The organism is Defluviimonas aquaemixtae (genome assembly GCF_900302475.1).
Taxonomy (GTDB): Bacteria; Pseudomonadota; Alphaproteobacteria; order Rhodobacterales; family Rhodobacteraceae; genus Albidovulum; species Albidovulum aquaemixtae.
On the sequence record NZ_OMOQ01000001.1, the window covers coordinates 709963 to 725893 of the forward strand.

Here is a 15931-nt window from a genome sequence, read left to right on the forward strand (position 1 = left end):
TGGTGGGGGCGTCGCGGAGCAGGAGCGTTCGAGAGAAACGTCTTGACAGGAATTGGAACGTTCCAGACAATATTGGAACGATCCAAAAGAGGGGCCAGCAATGAAATGGGCACTGATCGGCGCGAGTACGATTGCAGCGCAGCACATGATCGGCGCCTTCCGTGCACAGGACGGAGGCGAGGTCGTGAGGGTCGTCAGCGGTTCGGCCGATCGCGCGGCGGCTTATGCGGGTGAACATGGCATTCCCGGGTCGGGCAGCGATTTGGCCGAGGCGCTCGCCGATCCGGAGGTCGATGCGGTCTACATCTCCTCGACAAATGAAAAGCACCACGCGCAGGCGCTGGCCGCAATTGGGGCGGGCAAGCACGTCCTGTGCGAAAAGCCGCTCGCGATGAGCGTCGGGGACGCGGTCGAGATGGTGCGCGCCGCCGAAGACGCGGGCCTCGTCTTCGCCACGAACCACCACCTGCGCTGCTCGGGCAGCCACCGCGCCGTCCGCACGCTGATCGAGGACGGGCGGATCGGGCGGGTGCTGTCGGCGCGGATCCATCATGCGGTGCACCTGCCGGCCAATCTTCAGGGCTGGCGGATCAACGCCGCCGAGGCGGGCGGGGGCGTGATCCCCGACATCACGGTGCATGACGCCGATGTCGCGCGCTTCCTTCTGGGTGAGGACCCCGAAACGGTCGCTGCCCAAATGGGGGCGTCGGGGATGGGGCAGGGGGTCGAGGATTCGGCCATGTCGGTCTGGACCATGCCATCTGGCGCGATGGTGATGGCGCATGAGAGCTTCACGCATCCCTTCGCCGGATCGGGGCTGGAGGTGCACGGGACCGAGGGGTCGGTTTTCGCCCGTGGCGTGATGACCCAGCGGCCGGTAGGCGAGATCGAGTTGGTGACCAAGGCAGGACGCGAGCCGGTGCCGTTCCCGGACCATGGGCTTTACGGTCAGGGTGTCCGGCAATTCGTCGATGCGGTCGCCGGGAAGGGCACCCCCGCCGCGACCGGCTGGGACGGCGTCAAGTCGCTTGCCGTCGCGCTCGCGGTTCGCGACTCCGCCCGGACGGGCGCCCGCGTGACGGTGGACTACGGGGGCGCGGCATGAGCAAGGTGGTCAGCGCCGCCGCAGCAGTGGCACGCATCGAGGACGGGGCCATCGTCACGGTGTCGTCTTCGTCGGCGCTCGGCTGCCCGGACCTCGCGCTGAAGGCGCTGGGGGAGCGCTTCGCGGCGGAGGGCCATCCCCGCGGCCTGACGACGCTTCACCCGATCGCGGCGGGCGACATGTATGGCGTCCGGGGGATGGACTACCTCGCGCAGGACGGGCTTCTGAAGAAGGTGCTTGCCGGGTCTTACCCGTCGGGGCCGTCGAACCTGCCGATGCCCGAGATCTGGAAGATGATCGTCGAGGACCGGGTGGCGGCCTACAACGTGCCCTCGGGCATCATGTTCGACATGCACCGCGAGGCGGCCGCGCGCCGTCCCGGCGTGTTGACCAAGGTCGGGCTCGAGACCTTCGTCGACCCGGTGCGCGAAGGCTGCGCGATGAACGCGAAGGGTGCGGCCGAGCCGATCGTCGCCCGGGTCGAGTTCGCGGGCGACACCTGGCTGCACTTCCCGAACATCGCGCCCAATGTCTGCATCCTCCGGGCGACCACGGCGGACGAGAACGGCAACCTGACCTACGAGCACGAGGGCGCGTATCTCGGCGGGCTCGAACAGGCGATCTGCGTGAAGAACCACGGCGGCCTCGTCATCGCGCAGGTCGAGCGCGTGACCGCGCGGGGGAGCTTGCGTCCGCATGACGTGCGGGTTCCGGGGCATCTCGTGGATCTTGTCGTGGTCGATCCCGACCAGAAGCAGACCTGCGAGACGCCCTACGACCCGGCGATTTCCGGCCAGATCATGCGGCCCTGGTCGAGCTTCCACCTGCCCGAGCACGGGGTGGAGAAGGTGATCGCGCGCCGTGCGGCGATGGAGCTGAGGGCCGGGATGACCGCCAATCTCGGCTTCGGCATCAGCGCGATGGTGCCGCGCATCCTACTTGAGGAGGGCTACCCCGAAGCCGTCACCTGGGCGATCGAGCAGGGCGCGGTGGGCGGCATGCCGCTGACCGATTTCGCCTTCGGCTGCGCCTCGAACGCGGACGCGTTCGTGCCCTCACCGCAGCAGTTCATCTACTTCCAGGGCGCGGGCTTCGACATGTCGTTCCTGTCCTTCCTCGAGGTCGACCGGGAGGGCAACGTCAACGTCTCGAAGCTCGGCAAGAAGCCTTACCTCACCGCCGGTTGCGGCGGCTTCGTCGACATCACCGCGCATGCCCCAAAGATCGTCTTCTCGGGCTGGTTCGAGGCCGGCGCGGAGATCGAGCTGTCCGAGACCGGCCTCAAAGTCGCGCGCAAGGGCAGGTTCACCAAGATGGTGGAGACGGTCGAGCATGTGACCTTCTCGGGCGCGCGGGCGCGGGCGCAGGGGCAAGAGGTTCTCTACGTCACCGAGCGCTGCGTGATGCAGCTGGGCGACGGCGGGCTTGTCGCCACCGAGATCATGCCGGGGATCGAGCCGGAGGTCGACATCGTCGCGGCCTCCGAGGGCCGGGTGATGGTCGCGCCCGAGGCCGTTCGGATGCCCTTGAGCCTGTTGGCCAGCGAACCGATGGGGTGGACGCCATGAGCCGGGTCCATCTCGATCTGCACGGCCGGGTGGCCGAGGTCAGGCTCGACAACCCGGCGAAGATGAACGCTTTCACCGTCGAGATGCTGCGCCAGCTCGAGCGACATCTCGAGACGATCGAGCGGGACGGGTCCGTCGCCTGCGTGCTGCTGACGGCGGAAGGCGATCGCGCGTTCTGCACAGGGGCGGATATCAACGGCTGGGGCGACCTCACGCCCGCGGAATTCGCGCGCCACTGGGTCAGGGACGGCCACCGCATCTTCGACCGCCTCGCGCGCCTGCCGAAGCCGACGCTTGCGGTTCTGAACGGCCACGCCTTCGGCGGCGGGTTGGAGCTCGCGGCCGCCTGCGACATCCGGGTGATGGCGCCGAAGGCGACGCTCGCGCTGCCCGAAGCCGGTGTGGGGATCGTGCCGGGCTGGTCGGGCACTCAGCGGCTCGCGCGGCTCTTGCCCGAACCGGTCGTCAAGGAAATGGCGCTGTTCGGACAGCGCATCGGCGCGGAACGCGCCTTGGCGGTGGGCTTCGTGGCCGAGATTTCCGAGGACCCGCGCGGGGCGGCAGACAGCATTCTCGAGCACGCCGCGGGCCTCTCGCCGCGCGCCGTCGAGGTTGCCAAGTCGATGATCCATGCGGGCCGGGGAGAGGACCGGGGCGCCATGGTCGAGGCGCTCGGCAGCGCCGCCATCGCGGCGAGTGCCGACCGGGACGAGGGCGTGGCCGCGTTCCGCGAAAAGCGGAAGGCCCAGTTCCCAGGGACGTGAGGCGATGACGGAGCACGGGCCTATCAACGTGGACAACTTGACCGTGCCAGCACCGCCAGGCGAAATCGGACTCGCACCATGACGGACCCCGACCTCATCATCATCGGATCCGGGATGGGCGGCGCCACGCTCGCGGCCGCGCTCGCCTCGTCGGGGCGGCGCATCCTGATACTCGAGCGCGGCGAACGGCTGCGCCCGTCGTCGAAGGACCGCGATCCGGAGGCCATCTTCGCGCACGGCCATTATCGGCCGTCCGAGGAGTGGCTCGACGGCGATGGGCGGCTATTCAACCCCGGCAACTACTATTGCGTGGGCGGCAACACGAAACTCTACGGCGCGGCGCTGATCCGCTTCCGGGCGGAAGACTTCGCGCCCATCCGCCATCTTGGCGGCATGACGCCGGGATGGCCGATCGGCTACGACGAGATCGAAGCTTTCTACCAGAACGCCGAGGAGCTCTACCGCGTCCGGGGAGAGATTGGCGAGGACCCGAGCGAACCGCCGCATTCGGGTGGCTATGCGTTCGCGCCGGTGCCTGACGAGCCGCCGATCGCCGATCTGCGGTGGCGGCTTCGCTCGGTCGGACTGAATCCGGCCTCGCTGCCGCTCGGCGTGGATATCGAGCGCTGGCTCGCGCACGGGCAGACGCCGTGGGACGCGTTTCCCGATACCTGCGGCGGCAAGATGGACGCCGAAACGGTGGGGCTGGCGACGGCGCTGGCGCACGATAACGTCGCATTGCGGACGCGTTGCGCCGCGCGGCGTCTGATCGCAGACGGGGAAGGCCGGATCACGGGCGTCGAGATCGAGGCGGACGGGCGGACCGAGGTGCTGACGGCGCCTGTGGTGGCGCTGGCGGCGGGCGCGGTGCAGAGTGCTGCGCTGTTGCTCGGCTCGGCCGATGCGGAGCGGCCAAACGGTCTGGCCAACTCGTCCGACCAAGTCGGGCGCAACTTCATGAACCACAATTGCTCGGCGGTTCTCGCGCTGCACCCGTTCCGCCGCAACGGCGCGGTCTATCAGAAGACGCTGATGGTGAACGATTTCTACATGACCGGCGGGCCGGGCGGCGCGCCGCTTGGCAACATCCAGCTTCTCGGCAAGATTTCCGGCCCGATCCTGGCTGCGAATTCGTCGCTTCCCGCGCCGCTGGCGCACTGGGTCGCGAACCGTTCGGTCGACCTTTACGCCATGTCCGAGGACCTGCCGAACCCCGAAAGCCGGGTGACGCTGAGCGATGGAAAGATCCGGCTCGACTGGAAGCGCTCGAACTGGGAGGCGCATCTCGCTCTCGTCGCCCGACTCAAGCGGTTGCTCCGCAAAGCGGGCTATCCGATCGTGCTGTCCCGTCCCTTCGATCGCCGGACGCCGTCGCACCAATGCGGCACCGCGCGGATGGGGAGGGACCCGCGCACGAGCGTCGTGGACCCATATTGCCGCAGCCATGACCACCGCAATCTCTTCCTTACCGACGCCTCGGTCCTGCCGACCTCGGCGGCAGTCAACCCCGCTCTGACGGTCGCGGCCCTGTCGCTGCGCACGGCGCGGCACATCATGGAAAGGGAGTTCGCATCTTGACTCCTGTTGCTCTCATCACGGGTGGCCAGCAAGGGATCGGGCTCGGCATTGCCGAAGCGTTGGCGGGCGCGGGTTTCTCGGTTGCGCTGACCGCGGAAATGCCGCCCGACTCCGCACCGGTCAAGGGCGCGCTCGAACGACTAGAGCCCTTCGCGCGTTACTTTCAGCACGATCTGCAAGACATTGATCATGTGCCGAAGTTGCTCGATTCCGTTCGGGCCGAGCTGGGGCCGGTGACGACACTCGCTTCGAATGCGGGCGTTCCGGCCAGTGTGCGTGGCGACATGCTCAACCTTACGCCGGACAGCTTCGATTTCGTCCTCGGGGTGAACCTGCGGGGTGCGTTCTTCCTCGCGCAGGAGGTGGCCCGGCGAATGGCAGCAGAGCCGTCGCCCCATTACCGTTCGATCACGTTCGTGACCTCGGTCAGCGCGGCGATGGTCTCAGTCGAGCGAGCGGAATACTGCATCTCGAAAGCGGGCGCGGCGATGATGGCTGGGCTCTTCGCCGCTCGCCTCGCAGCGGACGGGATCGGCGTCTTCGAGCTTAGGCCCGGCATCATCGAGACCGGGATGACCGCCGGCGCGCGGGACAGATACACAGCGCGGATCGAGGACGGGCTGGTGCCTGCCGGGCGCTGGGGACAGCCCGCCGATATCGGGTCGGTCGTGGTGCCGCTGGCGACGGGGAAGATGGCGTTCGCGACTGGCGCGGTGATTCCGGTCGATGGCGGGCTTTCGATTCCTCGGCTGTAGGAGAAGGACGGCAATGGCGCACGGATACGATTTCGTCATCGTCGGAGGGGGCTCGGCGGGCTCCGTGCTGGCCTCTCGTCTCTCGGAAGACCCCGACGCGCGCGTCTTGCTGATCGAGGCCGGGCCGCGCGACTGGCATCCGCTCTACAAGGTTCCGGCGGGCTTCGCGAAGATGACCAAGGGCATCGGAAGCTGGGGCTGGTCCACGGTTCCGCAGCGGCACATGAAGGACCGCGTGTTCCGCTTCACGCAGGCGCGCGTGCTTGGGGGCGGCTCGACGGTGAATGCGCAGATCTACACCCGGGGCAACGCGCTCGACTACCACGAGTGGCGGCAGATGGGCTGCACCGGCTGGGGCTATGACGACGTCCTGCCCTACTTCCGCAAGTCGGAGGACAACGACAGCTTCGACGACCGCTACCACGGTAGGGGCGGTCCGCTTGGCGTGAGCCGGCCCGCCGCGCCCTTGCCGATCTGCGAGGCCTATTTCGAGGCCGCCGCGAAGCTCGGCATCCCGCGCAATGACGACATGGCGGGGGCGAGGCAGGACGGCGTGGGCTATTACCAGCTGACGCAACGCAATGTCCGCCGCTCGTCTGCTTCGATCGCGTTTCTCGATCCGGCTCGGAAGCGGCCGAACCTGACGATCCGCACCGGGGCGGAGGTGCTTCGCGTCGTCGTCGAGCATGGCCGCGCCACCGGCGTCGAACTTGCGGGAGAGGGCGTCGTCCGGGCGGAGGCCGAGCTGATCCTGTCCTCGGGCGCGATCGGGACGCCGCGGCTGCTTCAGCTCTCGGGCATCGGCCCGGCCGATCATCTGCGCGCGGTCGGCGTGCCGGTCGTGTTCGACCAGCCGGGGGTAGGCTCCGACCTTCAGGACCATCTCGACCTTTTCGTCGTCGCGGAGTGCACGGGGCCACACACCTATGACCGCTACGCGCGGCCACTTTGGTCCGTCCTCGCCGGGCTCCGGTACCTGCTCACGCGGTCAGGGCCAGTGGCCTCGTCGCTCTTCGAGACCGGCGGGTTCTGGTACGCGGACCCCGATGCGCGGTCGCCCGACATCCAGCTTCATCTCGGGCTCGGCTCGGGGATCGAGGCGGGGGTCGCGGCGCTGAAGGACGGCGGGGTCACGTTGAACTCCGCCTATCTTCGCCCGCGCTCGCGCGGGACCGTGCGGCTCGCCTCGGGCGATCCCGCCGCCGCGCCGCTCATCGATCCGAACTACTGGGCCGATCCGCACGACCGCGACATGGCGATCCGGGGGCTGAAGCTCGCGCAGGAGATCATGCGCCAGGATCCGCTGAAGCCCTACGTCATGGCGGAGCGGCTGCCCGGGCCGGAGGTCCGGACGGAGGCGGAGTATTTCGACTACGCCTGTGCGCATGCCAAGACGGACCACCATCCCGCCGGCACCTGCCGGATGGGCGCGGACGAGGGCGCCGTCGTCGACCCGGAGCTGCGGTTCCGGGGCATCGACCGGCTTCGCGTCGTCGACAACTCGATCATGCCGAGGCTTGTCTCGGCGAACACCAACGCGACGGCGATGATGATCGCAGAGAAGGCGGCCGACATGATCCGCGCATCGTCCTGCGAGGCCGATCCATGCTGACCCTGCCGACCCGAGACAACCGACTGGAAGCCTACCGCCTTGTCGGAACGCCGCTCACCCGGCGCGCGCCCCGCGTGCCGCTGACGCGGACGGCCTTCGCGGCCGCCCATGTGGTGTCCGACCCGCTCCGCGGGCGCAGCCCGTGGGATACCCGCCCCGCGATCGATTGGAAAGCCACGTTGGCCTTTCGGCAGCGGCTCTGGGATCAGGGGCTGGGGCTGGCCGAGGCGATGGACACCGCGCAGCGCGGCATGGGCGTGGATTGGCCCACCGCTCGCGAACTGATCGAACGCACGATGGCGGCCGCGAGGGCGCATCCGATGGCGCCGCGTGTCGCCTGCGGCGCGGGCACGGATCACAAAACGCTGGCCGAGACCGCGAGCGCGGATTCCGTCCGTGCCGCCTATGAGGAGCAGATGGAGGCGATCGAGGCGGCCGGCGGGCAGGTGATCGTGATGGCGACCCGGGCGCTGCCGGCAATGGGGGCGGGGCCGGACGCGTACCGGGCGGTCTACCGCCACCTCATCGACGGCGCGCGGGAGCCGGTGATCCTGCACTGGCTGGGCGAGATGTTCGATCCGGCGCTGAAGGGCTACTGGGGGTTTGACGACGTCACCGCCGCCTCCGACTTCGTGCTCGATCTCATCGCCGAGAACCCGGCCAAGGTGGACGGCATCAAGATCTCGCTCCTCGACCGGGCGCATGAGGAGGCGTTCCGCGCGCGGCTGCCCGATGGCGTGCGGCTCTATACCGGTGATGACTTCAACTATGCCGATCTGATCGCCGGGGACGGCGTGCGCTACTCCCATGCGCTCCTCGGCATCTTCGCCGCCATCGCGCCCGCCGCCTGTCAGGCGCTCGAGGCGCTGGCAGAGGGCGACATGGCGGCCTATCACCGGATATTCGCGCCGACCGTGCCGCTGTCGCGCGAGATCTTCCGCGCGCCCACCCGCTATTACAAGGCGGGGATCGTGTTCCTCGCCTGGCTGAACGGCGATCAGCCGCATTTCATCATGCCGGCGGGGCTCCAGTCGAGCCGCGACATCGTCCATTATTCAGAGGTTTTCCGGCTGGCCGATGCCGCGGGCCTTCTGTCGCGGCCGGGCCTCGCCGAGGCGCGCATGCGCGTTCTGCTCGCGCTCCACGGGATCGAATAGGCGATGACGGAGCGCCGGCCGACAATCGTCGATGTTGCACGCGAGGCGGGCGTGTCGAAATCCACCGTCAGCCTCGTTTTGCGGAACAGCCCGCTCGTCCGGTCCGAGACGCGCGCGCAGGTCCGCGCGGCGATGGCCGAGATCGGCTATGTCTACAACCGGGCGGCGGCGAACCTGCGTTCGGCCAATGCCGGGCTGATCGGGCTCGTGATCAACGACCTCCGCAACCCGTTCTTCACGGAGTTCGCGACCTCGCTGCAGATGGCGCTTTCGGCGCGGGGATATGCCGCCGTGATGGCCAACACGGACGAAGATGCGCGCCTCCAGGCTCAAGTCGTCGGCGCGATGATCGAACACGGCGTCTCGGCCTTTATCATCTCACCCGCCTACGGCGAGGAGTCTGCGACCTTCGGCGCCATCGAAAGGGCCGCCATTCCCGCGATGCAGGTGCTGCGCGGGGTCGAGCCGCGTCGGGAGCTGTTTCCGTTCGCCGCGCCCGACTACGTCGCGGGGAGCCGGCTGGCGACGGAGCACCTCGTGCGGGCGGGGGCCAGGCGCGTTGCCTTCGTCGGCGGCCTTGAAGGCCGTGACGTGACGCGCGAGCGCATGTCCGGTTACCGGTCCGTGCTGTCAGAGGCAGGTATGGAACCGCTCGTGCTGACCGGCCGCGCGAGCCGTGCCTTCGGGCGCGAAGCCGCCCGGCGGCTGGCACATGAGCATCGCGGCGTCGATGCCGCGCTTTGTTTCAACGATCTCGTCGCCCTCGGCATGCTCTCAGGCTGCGCAGAGATCGACCGCGATGTCGGCCGCGAGTTCAAGATCGTCGGCTTCGACGATATCGAGGATTGCGCCCAGACCTGGCCGTCCCTGAGCTCCGTCCACTGCGACATCGCCGGCTTCGGCGCGCGTATCGCAGCGACCGTCGTCGACTGGCTGGAGGAGGGGACCGCGCCGCCTGCCGATCTGCGCACGCCGGTCGAGCTGATCGTCCGCGACTCGAGCCGGGATCGCGGCTGACGGGCTCGAGATGCGCCCGCTGGGAGATCGGATTTCGGGTTCCGGTCGGTCTCCCGCCCGGATCTTCGATTGTCGCCGAGCGCGGCTCCGCCCTATCATCGCGGCAAAGGAGGCCCCATGGAGTTCACCCTGCCGTCCCGCGTCGAGGATTATCGCACGCGTATCGCCCGTTTCGTCGAGGACGAGATCCTGCCGCTCGAGGCTGATCGCGGCAACTACGATGCGCATGAGAATATCACGCTGGAGGCGATTGCGCCCTTGCGCGAGAAAGCCAGGACCGAGGGGCTCTGGTGCCTGCAGCTGAAGCCCGAGACAGGCGGGCAGGGTCTCGGCAAGGTCGGCATGGCGGTCTGCTACGAGGAGATGAACCGGTCGATCTTCGGTCCCGTCGCCTTCAACTCCGCCGCGCCCGACGACGGCAACATGATGGTGCTGGAGAAGGTGCTGGATCAGCCGCGGCAGGACCGCTGGCTGCGCCCGATCGTCGAGGGCCGCGTGCGGTCCGCATTTGCGATGACGGAGCCGCATCCGGGGTCGGGGTCGGACCCGTCGATGATGCAGACCACCGCGACGAAGCGGGGCGGCACATATGTCATCGAGGGCCGCAAGTGGTTCATCACGGGGGCCGAGGGGGCGCAGCATTTCATCCTGCTCGCCCGTACGTCGGACGATCCGAGAAACGGGCTGACCGCCTTCCTGTTCGATGCGGACCAGCCGGGGTGGCGCATCGAGCGCCGCATCCCGATCATGGGGCCGGAGGAGCATGGCGGGCACTGCGAACTGGTGTTCGACGGGCTCGAGATCCCCGAGGAGAACCGGCTTCTGAACGAGGGCGACGGGCTGCGGCTGACGCAGATGCGGCTCGGGCCCGCGCGGCTGACGCATTGCATGCGGTGGTTGGGCCTCTCCAAGCGCTGCGTCGAGATCGCACAGGGCTACGCGAACGAGCGCTTCGCCTTCGGCGAGCGGCTGGCCGCGCGCGAAAGCGTGCGCATGATGCTGGGCGATCTCGCGATGCAGATCGAGATCGGGCGGCTACTGGTAATGAAAGCGGCGTGGGAGCTCGACCGCGGCGGCTACGCGCGCAAGGAGGTGTCGATGGCGAAGGTCCATGTCGCGAACCTTCTGCACAGGGCCGTCGACACCGCGATCCAGATCAACGGCGCGCGCGGATATTCCAAGGACACGGTCCTGGAATGGATCTATCGCTATGCCCGGCAGGCGCGGCTTGTCGACGGCGCGGACGAGGTGCATCGCATGGTGCTGGAACGCAGCCTTGGCAAGCACGGGCGCCACTTCTGGCGCTGGGACGTCGCCGAAGGTGCCTGAGATGGCAACGCATGTTGAGTTCGACCAGGCGCGGCTGAAATCCTACCTCGACGGCCGTTTCGGCAAGGTCGCCAGTTGCGGGATCGAACGCGTTACTGGCGGCCAGTCGAACCCGACCTATTTCGTGACCCACGGCACCCGGCGCATGGTTCTGCGCAAGCAGCCGGATGGTCCGATCCTGCCCGGCGCCCATGCTATCGACCGGGAATTCCGGGTTCTTCGCGCGCTTCTGCCCACGGACGTGCCCGTTCCGCGACCGATCCTGTTTCACGACGATCCCGATCTCATTGGCACCCCCTTCTATCTCATGGAGCGCGTGGAGGGCCGCGTATTCGGGTACTGCGCGTTGCCCGAAGTGCCGGTCGTGGAGCGTCGCGCGCTCTGGATGGGTCTTGCCGAGGCGATGGCGCGGCTTCACGTCGTCCGGCCGGACGACGTCGGCCTTGGCGACTACGGTCGCCCCGGCAACTACTTCGAACGCCAGATCGGCCGGTGGACGAGGCAATGGCGGGACTCGGCAAGCGAGCCCATCCCGGAGATTGGCCGGCTGGCCGAATGGCTGCCGGCAAACCTGCCCGAAGATGATGGGGCGGTGAGCATCGCGCATGGCGATTTCCGCATGGGCAACATGATCTTCGACAGGACGAAGCCGCAGGTGGCGGCGATCCTCGACTGGGAGCTTTCGACGCTTGGCCATCCGCTCGCCGACCTCGGCTTCTGTGCGCTCGCCTGGCATCTCGCGCCGGACGAATATGGCGGCATTCGCGGACTTGATCTGGCGGCCGAGGGGCTGCCGAGCGAGGATGAATTCGTCAGGCACTACATGACCTGCTGTCCGGGGGCGAGCCCCCTGTTGCCGTTTCACAAGGCCTTCGCGCTCTTCCGCTTCGCCGTCATCTTCGTCGGTATCGCCGACCGCGTCCGGCAGGGCACTGCCGCGGCGGCGAATGCGGCGGACGTGGCGCCGCTCGCCCGGCGTTGCGCGATGCGGGGGATCGAGGTGATCGACGGCGGGGGCCGATGACGCCGTGCTTTTGCGAGGTTCAGTCGCTTCGAAGATGCGAGAGCGTGATGTGACTCCATTCGACCGAAGCCGCGGAACTCGCGGGATGGTTGCAGGTGATCGCCGTGAAGTGAGCGCACAGGAAATGGGCGCGCGCTTGCGAAACGCGCAAAATTGCATCGACCGCGTGAACATCTTCTTGGTGGAACAAAATCCCGAGCGGGCCTGCATGATCGTGGATCGGAGCGACCACCAGCCTACCCACGCGGCGATCGACCATGCCGCCGCGGTGTTCGGCCTCTGATGCAGTCCTGCCGTCTCCGCGATCCGGCCTGATCACATCGAGCGGTTCATGCGCGGTTCCCAAGCCCGCGCGTTTCTTGGTATACCAAAACAGGAATGGCCAAAGGGGGTGAGCGGCGATGGGCTCCAAGAAGAAGATTGCCGTCATCGGTCTGGGGTCGATGGGTTACGGGATCGCCTGCTCCGCCCTCAAGGCAGGTCATCGCGTCTGGGGTCATGATATCGACGCCGCACGGATGACCGCCTTCCGGGCCGAAGGTGGGGCCGAGGGAACGCTCGCGGATGCGGCGGCCGGGCTCGATGCGGTGGTGGTCGTCGTCCTCAACGCAGCTCAGACCGAGAGCGTCCTCTTCGGTGAGGAAGGTATCGTCCGGAATCTGACGCCGGGTGCGGTCGTCCTGTCTTCGGCGACGGTCGCGCCGGACTTCGCCCGCGAGATGGAGGCGCGCTGCGCGGCGTACGAGGTTCTTTATCTCGACGCGCCGATCTCAGGCGGCGCCTTGAAAGCGGCGAGCGGCGAGCTTTCCGTGATGGCGTCGGGGTCGGCTGCGGCCTTCGCGGCCGCGAGGCCGGTTCTTGAGGGGTTCGCCACAACGGTGTTCGAACTGGGCGATGCGGCTGGCGCCGGTTCCGCGATGAAGGCGGTCAACCAGCTTCTCGCCGGTGTCCATATCGCCGCGATGGCCGAGGCGCTGACTTTCGGCATGACCCAAGGCGTCGCACCGGAGACCTTCTTGAAGGTCATTCCGAAATGCGCGGGGACGAGTTGGATGCTCGAAAACCGCACTCCGCATATCATTGCTGGCGACTATGCGCCGAAAAGTACGGTGAACATCTGGCCGAAGGACCTTGGCATCGTGCTCGACATCGCGCGCGCATCAAGCTTCAGCGCGCCCATCACCGCGGCGGCGTTGCAGCAGTTCCTCGCAGCCTCCGGGATGGGGCTCGGCGGCGAAGATGACGCCGCCGTGGCCAAGGTTTACGCCCGCAACGCCGGGCTGTCCCTGCCGGGAGAAAAGGCGTGACGACGGTACTTGGCTGCATCGCCGACGACTTCACCGGCGCGACGGACCTTGCGGGATTGCTTGCACGCAGCGGGTTCGGAGTGTCACTCCGGATCGGCGTGCCGCCGCAGCCGCCCGGCGATACATCTGCGTTCGAGGTGATCGCGCTCAAGATCAGGACCGCCCCCTCCGACAGGGCGGTAGCCGAAGCCCGCGCGGCGAGATCATGGCTCGAAGCAGCGGGCGCACGGCGGTTCTTCTGGAAGTACTGTTCGACCTTCGATTCGACCCCGGAGGGTAATATCGGCCCGGTCGCCGAGACATTGATGGCGGATCTCGGGGCCACCCAGACGATCTATTGCCCCGCTTTTCCGGAGAATGGCCGGTCGATCTTCATGGGGAACCTCTTCGTCGGGCGCCAGCCGCTCGCGGAATCCCCGATGAAGGACCATCCCCTCACTCCGATGCGCGACAGCAACCTGATGCGTCTTCTTCAGCCGCAGGTGACGGGCAGCGTCGGGCTGGTGGACCGATTGACCGTCGCCCGCGGAGTCGAGGCGGTGCGTGCGGCACTCGGCCGCCTCGCGGCCGAGGGTGTCGCGCATGTCATCGTCGATGCGGTGGCGGACGCGGATCTCGCGGTGATCGCCGAAGCCTGCCGCGACATGCCGCTGTTGACTGGCGGATCCGCCGTCGCGATGCCGCTTCCCGCGCTTTACGCACGGGAGGGGGTTCTCTTGGGCGAGGCAGGGCAGCCCGCCCGCGCCGCTCTTCCGAAAGCCTCTCTGGTTCTGTCGGGAAGCTGTTCGGCGATGACACGCGCGCAGGTGGCGGCACACCTCTCGTCGGGGCGGCCGGGCTTGCGGCTTGACCCGGTGACAGTGGCCGATGCGGGGCCCGGCGCCGCGCTGAGCTGGCTGGCGGCGCAGGACTTAAACCGCGCACCCATCGTCTACGCGACCGCCGAGCCGGACGACGTTCAGGCAGCGCAGGCCGCACTGGGCGTCGCTCGCGCGGGCGAAGTCATAGAGGCGACGCTCGCAGCGCTCGCGGTCGCCGCGCGGGATCGGGGTGCGCGCAGGTTCGTCGTCGCTGGGGGGGAGACATCCGGTGCCGTCACGAAGGCGCTCGGCGTCGACCGGCTCGATATCGGCAGAGAGATCGCGCCCGGGGTGCCGTGGTGCTTCTGCCGATCCGGCGGCGAGGAGATCGCGCTGGCGCTGAAATCAGGCAATTTCGGTGCCGAGCGGTTTTTTGAAGACGCCTTTGCGAAGCTGGAGCAGCCATGAATAAGGAAACCCGCCTGCGCGAGCAGATCTGCCTTCTGGCAAAGTCGATGTTCGACCGGGGACTGACCGGCGGCTCGACGGGCAACATATCAGCCCGAATCCCGGATGGCGGGCTTCTTGTTTCACCGACCGGCACCTCGTTCGGGCGGCTCGATCCGGCGCGGCTATCGCGCTTCGATGCGGGCGGGAAGCTGGTCGATGGCGACCAGCCGACGAAGGAAATGCCGTTGCACAGCGCGTTCTACGACACCCGCTCCGGGACCGGCGCGGTAGTGCATCTGCATTCCTGCCACGCGGTCGCATGGTCGATGATGCCCGAGGTCGACCCGGACGACTTCCTGCCGCCGCTCACTCCCTACGCCATCATGAAACTCGGCCGCGTGAAGCTCCTGCCCTTCTTTCTGCCCGGCGATCCTGCGATGGGCGAGGCTGTACGCGGGCTTGCAGGCAAGCGCGCGGCGGTGATGCTGGCCAATCACGGTCCTGTGGTCGCGGGCAGGGATGTTGAAGCCGCATGCAACGCTATCGAGGAGCTTGAGGATACCGCGCGGCTGGCGATGCTCACGCGCGGCGCTGACGCGCGCCGTCTGACCGAGGATCAGGTCAGGGCCGTCGTCACCATGTTCGACGTGGAGTGGGAGGCGTGAAGTTCTCCGCCAACCTCGGCTTCCTCTGGGCGGACCGGCCGCTTCCCGCCGCGATCCGCGCCGCGAAGGCCGCCGGGTTCGACGCGGTGGAGTGCCACTGGCCCTACGCGGTGCCCGCGGCCGAGGTCGCCGCCGCGCTCGCCGGGACCGGGCTTCCGATGCTGGGGCTGAACACCCGGCGCGGCGACGTCGCGGCCGGAGAGAACGGACTTTCCGCGCTTCCCGGTCGCAGTGACGAAGCCCGGGCCGCGATCGACGAAGCGATCGCCTATGCGCAGGCGGTGGGCGCCGGGAATATCCATGTCATGGCCGGTTTCGCTTCGGGCGAGGCATCGCGGGACTGCTTCGTCGCGAACCTGGACTACGCCTGCCGCAATGCCGCATCGCACGGCATCACGATCTTGATCGAGCCACTGAACCGCTACGACGCGCCAGGCTACTTCCTGACCACGACCGACCAGGCGTTGCAGATCATGGATGCCGTCGGGGCGCCGAATCTCAAGCTCATGTTCGACTGCTATCACGTTCAGCTCATGGAAGGCGATCTGAGCCACAGGCTCGAAACACTTCTGCGGCGCATCGGCCATATCCAGTTCGCCTCCGTCCCCGACCGAGGCGCGCCGGATCATGGCGAGGTGAACTTCGCCCATGTCTTCGCGCTCGTCCGCGCACTCGGCTGGCCGGAGCCGCTTGGCGCGGAGTATCGGCCCGGCGGCGACACTGACGGGACGCTCGGCTGGCTGAAGGCCATGCGGCAGGGGTAGCACCGGGGGCACGCGCACTCGGCGCAACTCACGTCT

15 protein-coding genes are annotated in these 15931 nt (G+C 67.9%); all 15 read left to right on the top strand.

Going from position 1 to position 15931, the window contains the following annotated elements:
- Positions 1 to 100: 100 nt before the first annotated feature.
- The 15 genes from DEA8626_RS03465 to DEA8626_RS03530 all read left to right on the top strand — a co-directional run bounded on the left by DEA8626_RS03465 (position 101) and on the right by DEA8626_RS03530 (position 15895).
- Positions 101 to 1105 (top strand): Gfo/Idh/MocA family protein, encoded by a 1005-nt coding sequence (locus DEA8626_RS03465; protein WP_108851660.1) that lies wholly within the window; start codon positions 101 to 103, stop codon positions 1103 to 1105.
- Entirely contained in the window at positions 1102 to 2673 is a 1572-nt protein-coding gene (locus DEA8626_RS03470; protein WP_108851661.1) for an acyl CoA:acetate/3-ketoacid CoA transferase, read from the top strand. The genes DEA8626_RS03465 and DEA8626_RS03470 overlap by 4 nt, the downstream gene beginning before the upstream one ends.
- Positions 2670 to 3437 (top strand): enoyl-CoA hydratase/isomerase family protein, encoded by a 768-nt coding sequence (locus DEA8626_RS03475; RefSeq protein WP_108851662.1) that lies wholly within the window; start codon positions 2670 to 2672, stop codon positions 3435 to 3437. Before DEA8626_RS03470 ends, DEA8626_RS03475 begins: the two co-directional genes overlap by 4 nt.
- Before the next feature lie 78 nt (positions 3438 to 3515).
- Entirely contained in the window at positions 3516 to 5015 is a 1500-nt protein-coding gene (locus tag DEA8626_RS03480; protein WP_108851663.1) for an FAD-dependent oxidoreductase, read from the top strand.
- Positions 5012 to 5770, top strand: a complete 759-nt coding sequence (locus DEA8626_RS03485; RefSeq protein WP_108851664.1) for a 3-ketoacyl-ACP reductase — start codon at positions 5012 to 5014, stop codon at positions 5768 to 5770. Before DEA8626_RS03480 ends, DEA8626_RS03485 begins: the two co-directional genes overlap by 4 nt.
- Before the next feature lie 13 nt (positions 5771 to 5783).
- Positions 5784 to 7382 (top strand): GMC family oxidoreductase, encoded by a 1599-nt coding sequence (locus DEA8626_RS03490; RefSeq protein ID WP_108851665.1) that lies wholly within the window; start codon positions 5784 to 5786, stop codon positions 7380 to 7382.
- The gene (locus DEA8626_RS03495; protein ID WP_108851666.1) at positions 7376 to 8539 is read left to right on the top strand and encodes a dihydrodipicolinate synthase family protein; all 1164 of its coding nucleotides are present in this window, start codon (positions 7376 to 7378) and stop codon (positions 8537 to 8539) included. The genes DEA8626_RS03490 and DEA8626_RS03495 overlap by 7 nt, the downstream gene beginning before the upstream one ends.
- Positions 8540 to 8542: 3 nt before the next feature.
- Positions 8543 to 9556, top strand: a complete 1014-nt coding sequence (locus tag DEA8626_RS03500) for a LacI family DNA-binding transcriptional regulator (RefSeq protein ID WP_108851667.1) — start codon at positions 8543 to 8545, stop codon at positions 9554 to 9556.
- Positions 9557 to 9673: 117 nt separating this feature from the next.
- Complete coding sequence (locus DEA8626_RS03505) at positions 9674 to 10885, top strand: acyl-CoA dehydrogenase family protein (protein WP_108851668.1); 1212 nt, start codon at positions 9674 to 9676, stop codon at positions 10883 to 10885.
- A gap of 1 nt (position 10886) precedes the next feature.
- Positions 10887 to 11909 carry a phosphotransferase family protein gene (locus DEA8626_RS03510; RefSeq protein WP_108851669.1) on the top strand — a complete coding sequence of 341 codons (1023 nt, stop codon included), beginning with the start codon at positions 10887 to 10889 and terminating at the stop codon, positions 11907 to 11909.
- An 85-nt stretch (positions 11910 to 11994) separates the two neighbouring features.
- Positions 11995 to 12192 (top strand): hypothetical protein, encoded by a 198-nt coding sequence (locus DEA8626_RS20795; protein WP_146188828.1) that lies wholly within the window; start codon positions 11995 to 11997, stop codon positions 12190 to 12192.
- Between the two features lie 118 nt (positions 12193 to 12310).
- Positions 12311 to 13216, top strand: coding sequence for an L-threonate dehydrogenase (gene ltnD / locus DEA8626_RS03515; protein ID WP_108851670.1), 906 nt, complete (start codon positions 12311 to 12313; stop codon positions 13214 to 13216).
- A complete protein-coding gene (gene otnK / locus DEA8626_RS03520; RefSeq protein ID WP_108851671.1) occupies positions 13213 to 14484 on the top strand; it encodes a 3-oxo-tetronate kinase in 1272 nt (423 codons plus the stop codon). Before ltnD ends, otnK begins: the two co-directional genes overlap by 4 nt.
- On the top strand, positions 14481 to 15131 hold the full coding sequence (otnC, locus tag DEA8626_RS03525; protein ID WP_108851672.1) for a 3-oxo-tetronate 4-phosphate decarboxylase: 651 nt from the start codon (positions 14481 to 14483) through the stop codon (positions 15129 to 15131). The genes otnK and otnC overlap by 4 nt, the downstream gene beginning before the upstream one ends.
- A complete protein-coding gene (locus tag DEA8626_RS03530) occupies positions 15128 to 15895 on the top strand; it encodes a hydroxypyruvate isomerase family protein (RefSeq protein ID WP_108851673.1) in 768 nt (255 codons plus the stop codon). Before otnC ends, DEA8626_RS03530 begins: the two co-directional genes overlap by 4 nt.
- The last annotated feature ends 36 nt before the right edge of the window (positions 15896 to 15931 follow it).

Excerpts from the sequence above, each read along its gene's own strand:
- DEA8626_RS03465 (WP_108851660.1), top strand. The coding sequence starts at position 101 with ATGAAATGGGCACTGATCGGCGCGAGTACGATTGCAGCGCAGCACATG.
- DEA8626_RS03470 (WP_108851661.1), top strand. The coding sequence starts at position 1,102 with ATGAGCAAGGTGGTCAGCGCCGCCGCAGCAGTGGCACGCATCGAGGAC.
- DEA8626_RS03475 (WP_108851662.1), top strand. The coding sequence starts at position 2,670 with ATGAGCCGGGTCCATCTCGATCTGCACGGCCGGGTGGCCGAGGTCAGG.
- DEA8626_RS03480 (WP_108851663.1), top strand. The coding sequence starts at position 3,516 with ATGACGGACCCCGACCTCATCATCATCGGATCCGGGATGGGCGGCGCC.
- DEA8626_RS03490 (WP_108851665.1), top strand. The coding sequence starts at position 5,784 with ATGGCGCACGGATACGATTTCGTCATCGTCGGAGGGGGCTCGGCGGGC.
- DEA8626_RS03495 (WP_108851666.1), top strand. The coding sequence starts at position 7,376 with ATGCTGACCCTGCCGACCCGAGACAACCGACTGGAAGCCTACCGCCTT.
- DEA8626_RS03500 (WP_108851667.1), top strand. The coding sequence starts at position 8,543 with ATGACGGAGCGCCGGCCGACAATCGTCGATGTTGCACGCGAGGCGGGC.
- DEA8626_RS03505 (WP_108851668.1), top strand. The coding sequence starts at position 9,674 with ATGGAGTTCACCCTGCCGTCCCGCGTCGAGGATTATCGCACGCGTATC.
- DEA8626_RS03510 (WP_108851669.1), top strand. The coding sequence starts at position 10,887 with ATGGCAACGCATGTTGAGTTCGACCAGGCGCGGCTGAAATCCTACCTC.
- DEA8626_RS20795 (WP_146188828.1), top strand. The coding sequence starts at position 11,995 with ATGGTTGCAGGTGATCGCCGTGAAGTGAGCGCACAGGAAATGGGCGCG.
- ltnD (WP_108851670.1), top strand. The coding sequence starts at position 12,311 with ATGGGCTCCAAGAAGAAGATTGCCGTCATCGGTCTGGGGTCGATGGGT.
- otnC (WP_108851672.1), top strand. The coding sequence starts at position 14,481 with ATGAATAAGGAAACCCGCCTGCGCGAGCAGATCTGCCTTCTGGCAAAG.